This is a genomic window from Pseudomonas eucalypticola, assembly GCF_013374995.1.
In the GTDB taxonomy this organism is placed as follows: domain Bacteria; phylum Pseudomonadota; class Gammaproteobacteria; order Pseudomonadales; family Pseudomonadaceae; genus Aquipseudomonas; species Aquipseudomonas eucalypticola.
This window is the reverse complement of sequence record NZ_CP056030.1, coordinates 13,413-28,138: the sequence shown is the minus strand read 5'-3', so window position 1 is coordinate 28,138 and position 14,726 is coordinate 13,413. Positions and strand designations below refer to the sequence as shown.

The following is a 14,726-nucleotide window of genomic DNA, read 5'->3' as shown; positions in this document are numbered from 1 at the left end:
GGCTTTCCATGCCTGGTTCAGGAGATTGCAGATGGCCAAACGTATTCAGTTCAGCGCTAACGGTGGTCCGGAAGTCCTCGAATTCGTCGATTTCCAACCCGCCGAGCCGGGCCCCAAGGAAGTCCGGGTGCGCAACAAGGCCATCGGCCTGAACTACATCGACACCTATTTCCGCAGCGGCCTGTACCCCACGCCGTCTTTACCGTCGGGCCTGGGCACCGAGGGCGCAGGGGTGGTGGAAGCCGTGGGCAGCGAAGTGACCACGGTCAAGGTCGGCGACCGCGTGGCCTACGCCGGTGGGCCATTGGGTGCCTACAGCGAGGTGCATACCTTGCCTGCCACGGTGCTGGTCAAGCTGCCTGAGGCCATCAGCTTCGAGCAGGCTGCCGCGGTGATGCTCAAGGGCCTCACGGTGCAGTACCTGTTCCGCCAGACCTATGAACTGAAGCGCGACGAGACCATTCTGTTCCACGCCGCTGCCGGTGGCGTGGGTTCCCTGGCCTGCCAATGGGCCAAGGCGCTAGGCGCCAAGCTGATCGGCACCGTCAGCTCGCCGGAAAAGGCTGCACGCGCCAAGGCCCTGGGCGCCTGGGAAACCATCGACTACAGCCATGAAAACGTGGTCAAGCGCGTGCAGGAGCTCACCGGCGGTAAAAAATGCCAGGTGGTGTATGACGGCGTGGGCAAGGACACCTGGGAAACCTCGCTGGACTGCGTGGAACCTCGCGGGCTGGTGGTCAGCTTCGGCAACGCCTCGGGCGCGGTCAGTGGTGTGAACCTGGGCATCCTGGCGTCCAAGGGTTCGCTGTACGTCACCCGCCCGACCCTGGCCACGTACGCTACCGCCGACACCTTGCAGGCCATGGCCGACGAGTTGTTCGGCATGATCACCAGCGGCAAGCTGGACGTAGAGATCAGCCAGCGTTACCCGCTGGCCGAAGCCGCCAAGGCGCAAACCGAGCTGTCGGGTCGCCGGACCATGGGTTCGACCATCCTGTTGCCTTGACCTAAGCCTACAGGGTTCGCCCACTGTCATTCAGGGACGAATGACTTCCCCTGTCACCAGGTCGCGGATCACGCTGGGGTTCTTGCGCCCACCCAGCGCACCATTGAGCACGACGTCCACCTGCCCGCGGAAATACTGCTCGATGCGCAGGCGCGACATGGCAGGCGGGCGACCGGTGGGGTTGGCCGAAGTGGAAACGATCGGGCCTACCAACGCACACAGCTCACGCACCAATGGGTGGTCGCTGACCCGCAGGGCCACGCTGGCGTGCTTGCCGGTGATCCATTCCGGCAACAGATCCTGGTGCGGCACCAACCAGGTGTTGGGGCCGGGCCAGGTGCTGGCCATGCGGTCCATCCAGGCTTCAGGAAAGTCCTGGAACAGGAAATCGAACTGGCGAATGTTATCGGCCACCAGGATCAAGCCCTTATCCACAGGCCGGGACTTGATCGCCAGCAGCCGGTAAACCGCTTCCTCGTCCCATGGGTCGCACCCCAGCCCCCAGACCGCTTCGGTTGGATAGGCAATCACTGCGCCCGCTCTGACATCGCGCGCGACTTGTTGCACACGCCAACTGCTCACCATTGCTGTTACTCCGCTTAAAGGCTGTGAGCAGTGTACTTAGCTAATTCGCGCAAACCAACGCCCGGCCTCGTTGACCACTCGCCCTTCCAATTCAAGTTCGGTGAGCGCCTCCAGTACCCGGGGCAGCGACCAATTACTGTAGCGCACCAGCGCCTCGCTGCTCTGGGGCGCGGCATGCAGGAGCTTCAGCAAGGGATGGTCGATGGCCGGGGCAGGCATTGACACCCGTTGCCAGCCCCGCAGCGGCTCAAGGATATGCTCCACGGTCTCGACCAGCTGCGCGCCATCACGGATCAACTGGTGGCAGCCTTTCGCGCCCGGGTGATGGATGGAGCCAGGAATGGCATACACCTCGCGGCCCTGTTCGTTGGCCAGGCGCGCGGTAATCAGCGACCCACTGGCCACGCTCGCCTCGACCACCAGCACGCCAAGGGACAAGCCACTGATGATGCGGTTTCGGCGCGGGAAGTTGGCGGGTACCGGCGCGGCGTCCAGCGGAAACTCGGAAACCACCGCGCTTCCCGAGGCCGCCATTTGTGCCGCAAGGGCTTTGTGCTTCTGTGGATAAAGTTTCTGGATGCCTGTGCCCAACACGCCGATCGTCAACCCGCCAACGTCCAGGGCCGCCTGATGAGCGACCCCATCCACCCCGGCCGCAAGGCCGCTGGTAATGACAAAACCTGCCGCCGCCAGGCTACGGGAAAACGCTGCGGCGGTGTCCAGGCCCGGTCGCGAAGCACGCCGGCTGCCCACGATCGCCAACTGTGGTTTTTCCAGAATGGCAGGGTCGCCAGCAATGAACAGCAAGGGTGGCGCGTCGCTTATCTGCGCCAGCAGAGCGGGGTAGGCGGGGTCGTCCCACATCAGCAAATGCTGGTCCGGATGCTCTAGCCAGGCCATTGCAGCCTGTGCACCGGTTTTTACCTCGGGGCTGTCACGGGCGGCGCAGGCAGCCGCCGACAGCCCTAGCCTGCGCCAGGCGCTGGTGGGCGCGCGCAGTGCTTCGGCGGCACTGCCGAAGGTGTCCAGCAGTCCGTGAAAGCGTTTCGGGCCGGTGTCGGGCAGGCGATGGAGGCGCAGGCGCGCCTCCAGTTCGTGCGTGTCGGGGGTGGTGCAAGCAAAGAGCGGCATCTGATCATCCTTGATTCAGGGCCCCTGGTCATCACTGGGAAAAAGCTGTGGATAACTCTGTTGGTAACTGTTTGACAACTTCCCCGTGTTTCAAGGATTTTTCACCTTGTCCATGACCGCCAGGGAGCGGTTGGCGTTAAGCACTAAACCATAGCTCAGCTTCGTGTACGTGCGGAACACCATCAACAGCCCGGCCCGTTCGTCGGGTATTTTCACCTGTTCGCCGGTTATCCGGTCACGTACCGTTTCACCGGTCTTGTAGATCTCCAGCACGTTGCCCTCCCTGAGCCCATCACGGCTGCCACGGTCGAGGGTGACCACGTCATACTTGCCGATCTGCGTAACACCCCGTGGCACATCAATGATGGTACCGCTCACCGGGTTGCTCGGCGCGCTGGGGAAAAAGGTGGAGTTGACCGGCCGCTCCTCGCTGACGAACAAGCGGTCGCCCAGGCGAACTTCTTCGTTGGACCGTTGCAGGTTCACAGTGGCGATATCGCCCTCGGTGGCCACCACTTCACCGCCGCCCATATTGTCGGCATTCACGCCCAGCACTTCTTTGGTCACCGGGTCGGTGTAGACCTTGCCCTGGCGGAAGATGCCGTAGGAAGCATGCGCCGGGTCGAACGTGCCCCGGGCGTAGATGCGGTCGCCCATGCCGCTGACCACTCGCTCACCCTGGCCGGCGACGATATACGGGGCGCTCTGGAACGCCTGGGTGCTGTCCAGGATACGGTTGCTGAGCAGGAAGCTGTTGATCGATTGCAACGGAATGCTGGGGATCGCTTCGGCTACCGGGGTGCTGCGAATACGCGGTGACAATTTGATGGTGCCGCGGGAGCCGCCGCGCTCCAGCATCAGTTGCGGCTGGCCATTGACGTAGCTCAGCACCAGGGAGTCGCCAGGGTAGATCAGGTCCGGGTTGGCGATCTGCGGGTTGGCATGCCAGATCTGCGGCCACTGCCAGGGCTGGCGCAGAAACTTGGCGGAAATGTCCCAAAGTGTGTCGCCCTGAACCACCGTGTAGCGCTGTGGATAACCATCCTTGAGCTGCACATCGGCGTTGGCCAGGCCGGCGCACGCCATGAGCAGCAGGGCGAGTAGTGATTTCCTCATGCCGTGAATCCCTTTATTATGTGCGTTCACGTGAAACGCAGCCGAAATGGCCTTTCTCCCTGGGAGAACGTTTGACAGGCAGCCCGCCCCCGACACCTTGCAGCGGCTGCTACCTTTGACTTTACCTCACAGTGCAGCAAATACGCATATGGCTATTTTAAACATCCTCGAATTTCCAGACTCGCGTCTGCGCACCATTGCCAAGCCTGTGGCCGTGGTGGACGACGAAGTTCGCCAGTTGATCGATGACATGTTTGAAACCATGTACGAAGCGCCTGGCATCGGCTTGGCCGCCACGCAGGTCAACGTCCACAAGCGCATCGTGGTCATGGACCTGAGCGAAGATCGCAGCGAGCCGCGGGTGTTCATCAACCCCGAGTTCGAATCGCTGACCGACGAAATGGGCCAGTACCAGGAAGGCTGTCTGTCGGTACCTGGGTTCTACGAGAACGTCGACCGGCCGCAGCGCGTCAAGATCAAGGCCCTGGACCGCGACGGCAAGCCGTACGAGCTGGTCGCCGAAGGCCTGCTGGCGGTGTGCATCCAGCACGAGTGCGACCACCTCAATGGCAAGCTCTTCGTTGATTACCTGTCCAACCTCAAACGTGACCGGATCAAGAAGAAGCTGGAAAAAGCCCACCGCCAGCAAGCTTGACCCATCCTCCCAAAGGCTTGCCACGGCAAGCCTTTTTCTTTTCCAGCGAGTAAACCATGAGCATGCGCATTGTCTTCGCGGGCACGCCCGAATTCGCCGCCGAACACCTCAAGGCCCTGCTGGCCAGCCCCTATGAAGTGGTGGCCGTCTACACCCAGCCAGACCGCCCGGCGGGCCGTGGCCAGAAGCTGATGCCCAGCCCGGTCAAGCAACTGGCGCTGGAGCATGGCATTACCGTGCTGCAACCGCCCACCTTGCGCAACGAAGACGCCCAGGCTGAACTGGCCGCGCTCAAGCCTGACCTGATGGTGGTGGTGGCCTACGGCCTGATCCTGCCCCAGGCAGTGCTGGACATTCCGCGCCTGGGTTGCATCAACAGCCATGCCTCGCTGCTGCCGCGCTGGCGCGGTGCGGCGCCGATCCAGCGCGCCGTACAAGCCGGTGATGCCGAGAGCGGCGTCACTGTCATGCGCATGGAGGCCGGCCTGGACACCGGGCCGATGCTGCTCAAGGTGAGCACCCCGATCAGCGCCAGCGATACCGGTGGTAGCCTGCATGACCGGCTAGCGGAGATGGGCCCACCGGCGGTCATCGAGGCCATCGCCGGCCTGGCCGCGGGTACCCTGCCCGGTGAAGTGCAGGATGACACGCTGGCCAATTACGCCCACAAGCTCAACAAGGACGAGGCCCGCATCGACTGGACCCGCCCCGCCGATGAGCTGGAGCGTCTGGTGCGTGCATTCTTCCCCTGGCCTATCTGCCATAGCACCCTGAACGGCGAAGCCGTGAAGGTGTTGGCGGCCGAACTGGCCGAGGGGCAGGGCGAACCCGGCACCATTCTGGCCGCCAGCAAGGATGGCCTGGTCGTGGCCTGCGGCGAACAGGCCCTGTGCCTGACCCGCCTGCAACTGCCCGGTGGCAAACCGCTGAATTTCAGTGACCTGTTCAATAGCCGCCGCGAGAAGTTCGCCGTCGGCACGGTGCTCGGCCAATGAACCCGCGTCTCGCCGCTGCCCGCGCCCTGGCCGCCGTACTGACCGGCAAGGCGTCGCTCAACAGTTCCCTGCCACTGCAATTGGACAAGGTTGAAGCCCGCGACCGCGGCTTCACCCAGGACCTGGCATTCGGCACTGCCCGTTGGCAGCCGCGCCTCTCGGCACTGGCGGAAAAACTGCTGCAGAAGCCATTCAAGGCCGCTGACGCCGATGTCGAGGCGCTGCTGCTGGTCGGTCTTTACCAGTTGCTGTACACCCGCGTGCCTGCCCATGCAGCCATTAGCGAAACCGTGGGCTGTGCCGACAAGCTGAAAAAACCTTGGGCAAAAGGCCTGCTCAACGCCGTGTTGCGCCGCGCCCAACGCGACAGCGCCGAGCTGCTGGCCGAGATGGAACGTGACCCGGTGGTGCGTACCGCCCACCCGCGCTGGCTGCAAAAGTCGCTGAAAGCCTTCTGGCCCGAGCAATGGGAGGCCATCTGCGCAGCGAACAATGCCCACCCGCCGATGATCCTGCGGGTCAATCGCCGTCACCATAGCCGTGATGCCTACCTGCAACTGCTGGCCCAGGCCGGTGTGGCTGGCAGCGCTTGCACTTTCAGCCAGGACGGTATCGTTCTGGAACAGGCCTGCGACGTGCGCGACCTGCCCGGTTTTACCGATGGCTGGATCAGCGTGCAGGACGAAGCCGCGCAGCTGGCCGCTGACCTGCTCGACCTGGCCCCCGGCCAACGCGTGCTCGATGCCTGTTGCGCCCCTGGCGGCAAGACCTGCCACCTGCTGGAAGCCGAGCCCGGGCTCAAGGGCGTGGTGGCTATCGACCTGGAGGCCAAGCGCCTGGTACGGGTTCGCGAAAACCTCGACCGCCTCAAGCTCGACGCCCAGCTCATCGCCTGTGACGCCCGCAATACCGGCGAATGGTGGGACGGCCAAGGCTTCCAGCGCATTCTGCTGGACGCACCATGCTCGGCCACCGGCGTGATCCGACGCCACCCGGACATCAAGCTGACTCGAAAGCCGGATGACATTCAGGCCCTGGCCACGCTACAGGGCGAACTGCTGGATGCCCTGTGGCCGACCCTGGAAGTAGGCGGCGTACTGCTCTACGCCACGTGCTCGACCCTGCCTACCGAGAACACCGAAGTCGTCGAAGCTTTCCTGGCCCGCACCCCCGGCGCCCGCGAGCTGGACTTGGCCACCGCGGCCGGGATCAAACAGCCGCACGGCCGCCAATTGCTGGCGCAGGAAGGCGGCCACGATGGCTTCTACTATGCCAAGCTGATCAAGATCGCGGCGCACCGCCCGAGCTGACAGGAGTAACGGATGAAGATCATCATCCTGGGTGCCGGCCAGGTCGGTGGCACCCTGGCCGAGCACCTGGCCGGCGAGGCCAATGACATCACCGTGGTGGACACCGATGGCGAGCGTCTGCGCAGCCTGGGTGACCGCCTGGACATCCGCACCGTGCAGGGCCACGCCTCGTTCCCCACGGTGCTGCTCAAGGCCGGCGCCGAAGACGCCGACATGCTGGTGGCGGTGACCAACAGCGACGAGACCAACATGGTCGCCTGCCAGGTGGCGCACACGCTGTACCACACGCCCACCAAGATCGCCCGGGTGCGCTCGGCCGCTTACCTGACCCGCGACGCCCTGTTCGCCAATGAAGCCATTCCGGTGGATGTGCTGATCAGCCCGGAACAGGTGGTAACCCATTACATCAAGCGCCTGATCGAGATACCCGGGGCCTTGCAGGTGATCGACTTTGCCGACGGCAAAGCGCAATTGGTGGCAGTGAAGGCCTTCTACGGCGGCCCCCTGGTGGGCCAGCAACTGCGTCAGATTCGCGAGCACATGCCCAACGTCGAGACCCGCGTCGCGGCTATCTTCCGCCGTGACCGCGCCATTCTCCCGCGCGGTGACACCGTGGTGGAGGCCGATGACGAGGTGTTCTTCATTGCCGCCAAGCAGGATATTCGCGCGGTAATGGGCGAACTGCGGGGCGTGGACGAGCGCAACAAGCGTGTGGTGATCGCCGGGGGTGGGCAGATTGGCGAGCGCCTCGCCGAAGCCATCGAAAGCCGCTATCAGGTAAAGATCATCGAGATGAGCCCGGCACGCTGCCGGCACCTGTCCGACACCCTCAACAGCACGGTGATCCTGCAAGGTAGCGCCTCGGACCGCGACCTGATGGTTGAAGAGAATATCGCCCAGGCCGACATCTTCCTGGCCCTGACCAACGATGACGAGGCCAACATCATGTCGTCGCTGCTGGCCAAGCGCCTGGGCGCGCGGAAGGTGATGACCATCATCAACAACCCGGCCTACGTCGACCTGGTTCAGGGTGGCGAGATCGATATCGCCATCAGCCCACAGTTGGCCACCATCGGCACGCTGCTGGCCCACGTGCGTCGGGGTGACATCGTCAGTGTGCACTCCCTGCGCCGGGGCGCCGCGGAAGCGATCGAGGCGGTGGCCCATGGCGACGCTCGCTCCAGCAAGGTAGTCGGCAGGGCTGTGGAAAACATCGCGTTGCCGTCGGGCACCACGATTGGCGCCATCATCCGCGATGAAGAAGTGATCATCGCCCGCGGCACCACTGTCATCGAGGCGGGCGACCACGTGATCCTGTTCGTTGTGGATAAAAAATACATTCGTGACGTGGAGAAGCTGTTCCACGTAGGCCTGACGTTTTTCTAGAAGGAATGCCGCGTGCTCGATTCATTGGAAAAGATGCTGGCCAAGGGTGTGGATAACGCGCTGTTGCGCTTTGGCCTGGGCAAGGGCTACCTGGACCAGAATGAACCCGCCAAGGCCGCCGAACACCTGCGCCGCTGCGTGGAGCAGGACCCGAAGTATTCGGCGGCGTGGAAGCTGTTGGGAAAAGCGTTGCAGGGGCAGGGTGATGCGGCGGGCGCCAGGACGGCGTGGCAGCAGGGGATAACGGCGGCGCAGGCCCATGGCGACAAACAGGCCGAGAAGGAAATGACCGTGTTCCTGAAAAAACTGGATCGCACCGCTTAACACCCTCCCCCTGTGGGACCGGGCGAAGCTCTGGAAAGGACCACCGCGGTCTGTTTGTTAGACCGCGGTGCTTTCTTCCCGAGCTTCGCCCGGTCCCGCAGGGGTGGCCCTTAGTACCAGCGATCCTCGCCAGCTGGGCGCTTCTTGAAGCGCTTCATGCTCCACATGTATTGGCTAGGGTAAGCCCGCACATATTTGGCGATGACTTCGCTCATCGCTGCCACCGCGGTCTCGGTATCGGTGCTGTACATGGCCTCGGGCGCCGCTTCCAGAATCACCTTGAACCCCGACCCGTCCGGCAGCCGCAGGGCATGCAGGAACACGCCCACCGCCTTGCCGCCGGCCAGCATGTTGGGCACGAACTTGCTGGTCAGTGCCTGGGTGCCGAGGAACGGCACGAACATGCCAGCCGACTCGGCCGGCTCCGGGTCGGCCGGAATACCTACCTGACCGCCCTTGCGCACTTCCTTGATGACACTGAGGATACCTTCCTTGGTGGATGCCGCCACGCGGTTACCCAGTTGCACACGCTGCTTCTGCAACAGTTCATCCACGGCCTTGAGCTTGGGCGGGCGGTAGAAAATGATCGGTTTGCACTGCATGCAGTAGAAGTGGTTCAGCACCTCCCAGTTGCCCAGGTGGCTGGTGATGCCCACCACGCCCTTGCCCGATGCCAGCGCCTGTTCCAGCACTTCCAGGCCCTGCACTTCGCGCACCAGTTTGAGTGATTTTTCGGCGGGCCAGATCCACGCGCAGGCGCTTTCAGTCAGGCTCTTGCCGATGTCCATCATGCTCTGGCCTACCAGGCGCTCGTGCGCCGCGGCATCCAGCTCCGGAAAACATTTGGCCAGGTTGATGCGCACCACTTCGCGTGAGCGGTTCGGCAGCTTCCAGGTCAGCCAACCAATGGCCGCGCCCACCGCTTCAACCGCACGCCATGGCAGCAAGGCAAACAACCGCAGGGCCCCCACCATCAGGGCGCCTTTGAACTTATCCACAGACCACTCCTCTTTCAGCAAGCCGCCATTGTAACCGTCAGCGGGCCAGAGCGGCGTAGCGATCACAATCCCGGGTGTGGTCCATGACCATGCCCGAGGCCTGCATGAAGGCGTAGCAAATGGTGGGACCAACGAACGTGAAGCCGGCCTTCTTCAGCGCCTTGCTCATGGCTTGGGCCTCTGGCGTCTGGGTAGGGATGTGGCTGCGGTCGGGAAAATGGTTGATTTTCGGCGTACCGCCGACGAACGACCACAGCAAGGCGGCCGGGTCTTCAAGCTTGAGCCAGGCCTGGGCGTTCTGCCGCGCGGCCTTGATCTTCAGGCGGTTACGGACAATGCCCGGGTCGAGCATGCGCTCTTCCACTTCCTCGTCGGTCATGCGCGCCAACCGCTCTGGGTCAAAGCCGAACATCACCTTGCGGTAGTGCTCGCGCTTCTTCAGCACGGTGATCCACGACAACCCGGCCTGGCAGCCTTCCAGCAACAGCAATTCGAAAAGACGAGCGGGGTCACGTAGCTCAACCCCCCATTCCTCGTCGTGATAAGCCTGGTAGATCGGCTCGTCCGTGCACCAAAAGCAGCGTGGCATAAGGCTCCAAGGGTAGAGGTAAGGGCGAATCGGGGTATACTCCCGCTCTTTATATTCGCAGCCCTAGAAACAGGTGAATTTCGTGAGCCAGCCTACGCCAGCCGTGCGTACCTTCCAAGACTTGATCCTCGCGCTCCAGCAATACTGGGCCGAGCAAGGTTGTGTGGTGCTTCAGCCCTACGATATGGAAGTAGGCGCCGGCACTTTCCATACCGCCACGTTCCTGCGCGCCGTCGGCCCGGAAACCTGGAACGCCGCCTACGTGCAGCCCAGCCGCCGCCCCGGTGACGGCCGCTATGGCGAAAACCCCAACCGCCTGCAGCACTACTACCAATTCCAGGTGGTGCTGAAGCCGAACCCGGAAAACTTCCAGGAACTGTACTTGGGCTCGCTGAAGCATATCGGCCTGGACCCGCTGGTCCACGATATCCGCTTCGTCGAGGACAACTGGGAATCGCCGACCCTGGGCGCCTGGGGCCTGGGCTGGGAAATCTGGCTGAACGGCATGGAAGTCACCCAATTCACCTACTTCCAGCAAGTGGGCGGCATCGAGTGCTACCCGGTCACCGGTGAAATCACTTACGGCCTGGAGCGCCTGGCCATGTACCTGCAGGGCGTGGACTCGGTCTACGACCTGGTGTGGACCGACGGCCCGTTTGGCAAGGTCACCTATGGCGATGTGTTCCACCAGAACGAAGTGGAGCAGTCGACCTACAACTTCGAGCACGCCAACGTCGAGAAGCTGTTCGAACTGTTCGACTTCTACGAAAGCGAAGCCAACCGCCTGATCGAACTGGAGCTGCCGCTGCCGACCTATGAAATGGTCCTGAAGGCATCGCACACCTTCAACCTGCTGGACGCGCGCCGCGCCATCTCGGTGACCGCACGCCAGCAGTACATCCTGCGCGTGCGCACCCTGGCCCGTGCCGTGGCCCAGAGCTACCTGCAAGCCCGCGCCAAGCTGGGCTTCCCGATGGCGTCCCCTGATCTGCGTGATGAAGTGTTGGCTAAGCTGGAGGCTGCACAATGAGTGCTCAAGATTTCCTGGTTGAACTGGGCACCGAAGAGCTGCCACCCAAGGCCCTGAACAGCCTGGGCGAAGCCTTCCTGAGCGGTATTGAAAAAGGCCTGCAGGCTGCCGGCCTGAACTACACCGCCAAGCGCTACTACGCGGCCCCGCGCCGTCTGGCCGTGCTGATCAGCGGCCTGGACACCCAGCAGCCCGATCGCAGCATCAACCTCGACGGCCCGCCACGCCAGGCGGCCTTCGACGCTGAAGGCAACCCGACCCAGGCAGCCCTGGGCTTTGCCAAGAAGTGCGGCGTGGATCTGGCCGAAATCGACCAGAGCGGCCCGAAACTGCGCTTCAGCCAGCGCATCATCGGCAAGCCGACCGCCAGCCTGCTGCCGACCATCGTCGAAGACTCGCTCAACGACCTGCCGATTCCCAAGCGCATGCGCTGGGGGGCTCGCAAGGAAGAATTCGTCCGCCCAACCCAGTGGCTGGTGATGTTGTTGGGTGACCAGGTGGTGGATTGCACCATCCTGGCCCAGAGAGCCGGCCGCGATTCGCGTGGCCACCGCTTCCACCACCCTGAAGACGTGCGCATCACTTCGCCGGCCAACTACGCCGAAGACCTGCGCAAGGCCTACGTGCTGGCCGACGGCGACGAGCGCCGTGAAATCATCAGCAAGCGCACCGCCGAGCTGGCCATGCAGCAGGAAGGCACCGCCATCGTGCCGCCGGCCTTGCTGGAAGAGGTTGCCGCGCTGGTGGAGTGGCCGGTACCGCTGGTGTGCTCCTTCGAAGAGCGCTTCCTGGAAGTGCCGCAAGAAGCCCTGATCACGACCATGCAGGACAACCAGAAGTATTTCTGCCTGCTGGACGTGGACGGCAAGCTGCTGCCGCGTTTCATCACCGTGGCCAACGTCGAGAGCAAGGATCCGAGCCAGATCGTGCTGGGCAACGAGAAGGTCGTGCGCCCGCGCCTGACCGACGCCGAGTTCTTCTTCAAGCAGGACAAGAAGCAGCCGCTGGAAAGCTTCAACGAGCGCCTGCAGAACGTGGTGTTCCAAGCTCAGCTGGGCAGCGTCTACGACAAGGCCGTGCGAGTTTCCAAGCTGGCCGCCTACATCGCCCCGCTGATCGGCGGTGATGCACAGCGCGCTGCCCGTGCCGGCCTGCTGTCCAAGTGCGATCTGGCCACCGAGATGGTCGGCGAGTTCCCGGAGATGCAAGGTGTCGCCGGTTACTACTACGCGCTCAACGACGGTGAGCCGGACGATGTTGCCCTGGCGCTGAACGAACAGTACATGCCACGCGGCGCCGGCGCCGAGCTGCCAACCACCCTCACCGGTGCGGCCGTGGCCATCGCCGACAAGCTGGACACCCTGGTGGGTATCTTCGGCATCGGCATGCTGCCCACCGGCAGCAAGGACCCCTACGCGCTGCGTCGCGCGGCGCTGGGTATCCTGCGCATTCTGATCGACAAGCAACTGGACCTGGACCTGACCAAGGCCGTGGCGTTCGCGGTGTCCGCATTCGGGGCCAACGTCAAGGCCGCCGGCCTGGCCGAGCAGGTGCTGGACTTCATCTTCGACCGCCTGCGCGCGCGCTACGAAGACGAAGGCACCGACGTCGCCACCTACCTGTCGGTACGTGCCCTGAAGCCGGGTTCGGCCCTGGACTTCGACCAGCGCGTGCAGGCCGTTCAGGCGTTCCGCAAGCTGCCGGAAGCCGCTGCCCTGGCCGCGGTGAACAAGCGTGTATCGAACCTGCTGAGCAAGGCTGAGGGCTCGGTTGCCACCACCGTGGAACCCAAGTACTTCGACAACGCCAACGAGTTCTCGTTGTACTCGGCCATTCAGCAGGCTGACCAGGCGGTGCACCCGATGGCCGCCAACCGTCAGTACCGCGAATCGCTCGCCCGCCTGGCCGCCCTGCGCGAACCGGTGGATGCGTTTTTCGAGGCCGTGATGGTCAACGCCGAAGACCCCAAGGTCCGTGCCAACCGCTACGCCTTGCTGTCGCGCCTGCGTGGGCTGTTCCTGGGCGTCGCCGACATCTCGTTGCTGGGGTAAGCCTTGAAGCTGGTGATACTGGACCGCGACGGGGTCATCAATGAAGACTCCGACGCTTACATCAAGTCGGTGCAGGAATGGATTCCAATCCCCGGGTCCATCGATGCCATCGCGCAGTTGAGCAAGGCCGGCTGGACGGTTGCCGTGGCAACCAACCAGTCGGGCATCGCTCGCGGTTACTACGACCTGGCTACCCTGGACGCCATGCATGCGCGCTTGCGCATGCTGGTGGCCGAGCAGGGTGGCGAAGTCGGGCTGATCGTCTATTGTCCCCATGGCCCCGATGCTGGCTGCGATTGCCGCAAGCCACGCCCCGGCATGCTCAAGGCCATCGCCGCTCACTACCACGCCGACCTGGCCGGGTTGTGGTTTGTCGGCGATAGTATGGGTGACCTGGAGGCTGCGCTGGCCGTCGACTCTCAGCCTGTTCTGGTGAAAACCGGAAAAGGTCCCAAGACGCTGGCGAAGGCTGTGCCCGAGGGGACGTTGATTTTCGATGATCTGGCTGCTGTAGCCAGAGCACTTATCCACACCTAGGGCGCCTCTGAATCCTTGAGCCATGCCGTGCCGTCGCTGATGGCCGGCGCGGTTGAGTCGATTCAGGCGCGCGCTTTCAACAGGCGGGTTCGCCCGCAATGGTACAAGCCGCTATGTCGACACTGCAGGCGATCAGAATTTTCGTCTTCTATTTGTTGCTGGGCACCAGCTCGTTGCTCTGGTGCACCCTGAGCTTCTTCGTTGCTCCTTTTCTGTCTTTCCCGGCCCGTTACCGTTTCATCAACGTGTATTGGTGCCGTTTTGCGATTCTGCTGACCCGCAGCATTCTCAATATCCAGGTAAAGGTGACTGGCGCCGAAAACGTGCCTGAGCGCCGCTGCGTGATCGTTTCCAACCACCAGAGCACATGGGAAACCTTTTTCCTTTCTGCCTATTTCCAGCCTTTGAGCCAAGTGCTCAAGCGCGAACTGCTGTACGTGCCATTCTTCGGCTGGGCGATGGCCATGCTGCGGCCTATCGCCATTGACCGGGAAAACCCCAAGGCAGCCCTGAAGGTCGTGGCCAGCAAAGGCGACGAGCTGCTCAAGGACAACGTCTGGGTGCTGATTTTCCCGGAAGGCACCCGCGTGCCGTTTGGCAAGATCGGCAAGTTCTCGCGCAGCGGCGCGGCGCTGGCGGTCAACGCCGAGCTGCCCGTGCTGCCCATCGCCCACAACGCGGGCAAGTTCTGGCCCAAAGAAGGCTGGGGCAAGCGTGCCGGTACCATCGAGGTAGTGATCGGTGAACCCATGTACGCCAACGGCACGGGGCCACGGGCCATCGCCGAGTTGAATGACCGGGTCGCGGCCTGGAACGAGCAGACCCAGCGGGCGCTCGGTTCACTGCCCGAAAACCCTGAAGTGGAAGAGACGCCTGCCATCAGCTGATCTGTGGATAACTTGTGTACAGTATTTGGATCTTTTTCCAAAATCGTTCGTAAGTAGTTCATTTAAAAGCTTATTTCTGCACGCTATGGCTTCATGGTAAACGTGCATAAGTTTTTTGAAGCATAA

Annotated in this window: 15 protein-coding genes; 10 read left to right on the top strand and 5 right to left on the bottom strand. The window is 63.0% G+C overall.

Annotated elements, in window-relative coordinates; translation table 11 throughout:
* The first annotated feature begins 31 nt into the window (after window positions 1–31).
* The gene (locus tag HWQ56_RS00125) at window positions 32–1,006 is read left to right on the top strand and encodes an NADPH:quinone reductase (RefSeq protein ID WP_158153024.1); all 975 of its coding nucleotides are present in this window, start codon (window positions 32–34) and stop codon (window positions 1,004–1,006) included.
* A 30-nt stretch (window positions 1,007–1,036) separates the two neighbouring features.
* Here HWQ56_RS00125 and tsaC read toward each other — a convergent pair whose 3' ends face one another.
* The 3 genes from tsaC to HWQ56_RS00110 all read right to left on the bottom strand — a co-directional run bounded on the left by tsaC (window position 1,037) and on the right by HWQ56_RS00110 (window position 3,838).
* Window positions 1,037–1,591, bottom strand: coding sequence for an L-threonylcarbamoyladenylate synthase type 1 TsaC (gene tsaC / locus HWQ56_RS00120; protein WP_176569490.1), 555 nt, complete (start codon window positions 1,589–1,591; stop codon window positions 1,037–1,039).
* Between the two features lie 36 nt (window positions 1,592–1,627).
* Entirely contained in the window at window positions 1,628–2,722 is a 1,095-nt protein-coding gene (gene dprA / locus HWQ56_RS00115) for a DNA-processing protein DprA (RefSeq protein ID WP_158153022.1), read from the bottom strand.
* A 90-nt stretch (window positions 2,723–2,812) separates the two neighbouring features.
* Window positions 2,813–3,838 (bottom strand): LysM peptidoglycan-binding domain-containing protein, encoded by a 1,026-nt coding sequence (locus HWQ56_RS00110; protein WP_158153021.1) that lies wholly within the window; start codon window positions 3,836–3,838, stop codon window positions 2,813–2,815.
* A gap of 148 nt (window positions 3,839–3,986) precedes the next feature.
* On the opposite strand from HWQ56_RS00110, the gene def reads away from it, so the two are divergent.
* The 5 genes from def to HWQ56_RS00085 are packed head-to-tail and all read left to right on the top strand — an operon-like array spanning window position 3,987 to window position 8,508.
* On the top strand, window positions 3,987–4,493 hold the full coding sequence (def, locus tag HWQ56_RS00105) for a peptide deformylase (RefSeq protein ID WP_158153020.1): 507 nt from the start codon (window positions 3,987–3,989) through the stop codon (window positions 4,491–4,493).
* 56 nt (window positions 4,494–4,549) lie between these two features.
* The gene (gene fmt, locus HWQ56_RS00100) at window positions 4,550–5,488 is read left to right on the top strand and encodes a methionyl-tRNA formyltransferase (protein WP_176569489.1); all 939 of its coding nucleotides are present in this window, start codon (window positions 4,550–4,552) and stop codon (window positions 5,486–5,488) included.
* Window positions 5,485–6,798 (top strand): 16S rRNA (cytosine(967)-C(5))-methyltransferase RsmB, encoded by a 1,314-nt coding sequence (rsmB, locus tag HWQ56_RS00095; RefSeq protein WP_176569488.1) that lies wholly within the window; start codon window positions 5,485–5,487, stop codon window positions 6,796–6,798. Before fmt ends, rsmB begins: the two co-directional genes overlap by 4 nt.
* Window positions 6,799–6,810: 12 nt before the next feature.
* Window positions 6,811–8,184 (top strand): Trk system potassium transporter TrkA, encoded by a 1,374-nt coding sequence (gene trkA / locus HWQ56_RS00090; protein ID WP_158153017.1) that lies wholly within the window; start codon window positions 6,811–6,813, stop codon window positions 8,182–8,184.
* A 33-nt stretch (window positions 8,185–8,217) separates the two neighbouring features.
* Complete coding sequence (locus HWQ56_RS00085; RefSeq protein WP_176572310.1) at window positions 8,218–8,508, top strand: tetratricopeptide repeat protein; 291 nt, start codon at window positions 8,218–8,220, stop codon at window positions 8,506–8,508.
* 110 nt (window positions 8,509–8,618) lie between these two features.
* Here HWQ56_RS00085 and HWQ56_RS00080 read toward each other — a convergent pair whose 3' ends face one another.
* Window positions 8,619–9,506 (bottom strand): lysophospholipid acyltransferase, encoded by an 888-nt coding sequence (locus HWQ56_RS00080; protein ID WP_158153015.1) that lies wholly within the window; start codon window positions 9,504–9,506, stop codon window positions 8,619–8,621.
* Between the two features lie 37 nt (window positions 9,507–9,543).
* Complete coding sequence (locus HWQ56_RS00075) at window positions 9,544–10,095, bottom strand: DNA-3-methyladenine glycosylase I (RefSeq protein WP_176569487.1); 552 nt, start codon at window positions 10,093–10,095, stop codon at window positions 9,544–9,546.
* Between the two features lie 82 nt (window positions 10,096–10,177).
* Between HWQ56_RS00075 and glyQ the strand changes: the two genes are divergently transcribed.
* The 4 genes from glyQ to HWQ56_RS00055 all read left to right on the top strand — a co-directional run bounded on the left by glyQ (window position 10,178) and on the right by HWQ56_RS00055 (window position 14,600).
* Complete coding sequence (gene glyQ / locus HWQ56_RS00070) at window positions 10,178–11,125, top strand: glycine--tRNA ligase subunit alpha (protein ID WP_008367129.1); 948 nt, start codon at window positions 10,178–10,180, stop codon at window positions 11,123–11,125.
* On the top strand, window positions 11,122–13,176 hold the full coding sequence (gene glyS / locus HWQ56_RS00065) for a glycine--tRNA ligase subunit beta (protein WP_176569486.1): 2,055 nt from the start codon (window positions 11,122–11,124) through the stop codon (window positions 13,174–13,176). Before glyQ ends, glyS begins: the two co-directional genes overlap by 4 nt.
* Before the next feature lie 3 nt (window positions 13,177–13,179).
* Window positions 13,180–13,713: a D-glycero-beta-D-manno-heptose 1,7-bisphosphate 7-phosphatase gene (gmhB, locus tag HWQ56_RS00060; RefSeq protein ID WP_158153012.1), complete on the top strand. Its 534-nt coding sequence runs from the start codon at window positions 13,180–13,182 to the stop codon at window positions 13,711–13,713.
* Between the two features lie 98 nt (window positions 13,714–13,811).
* Window positions 13,812–14,600: a lysophospholipid acyltransferase family protein gene (locus HWQ56_RS00055; RefSeq protein ID WP_176569485.1), complete on the top strand. Its 789-nt coding sequence runs from the start codon at window positions 13,812–13,814 to the stop codon at window positions 14,598–14,600.
* Window positions 14,601–14,726 lie beyond the last annotated feature (126 nt).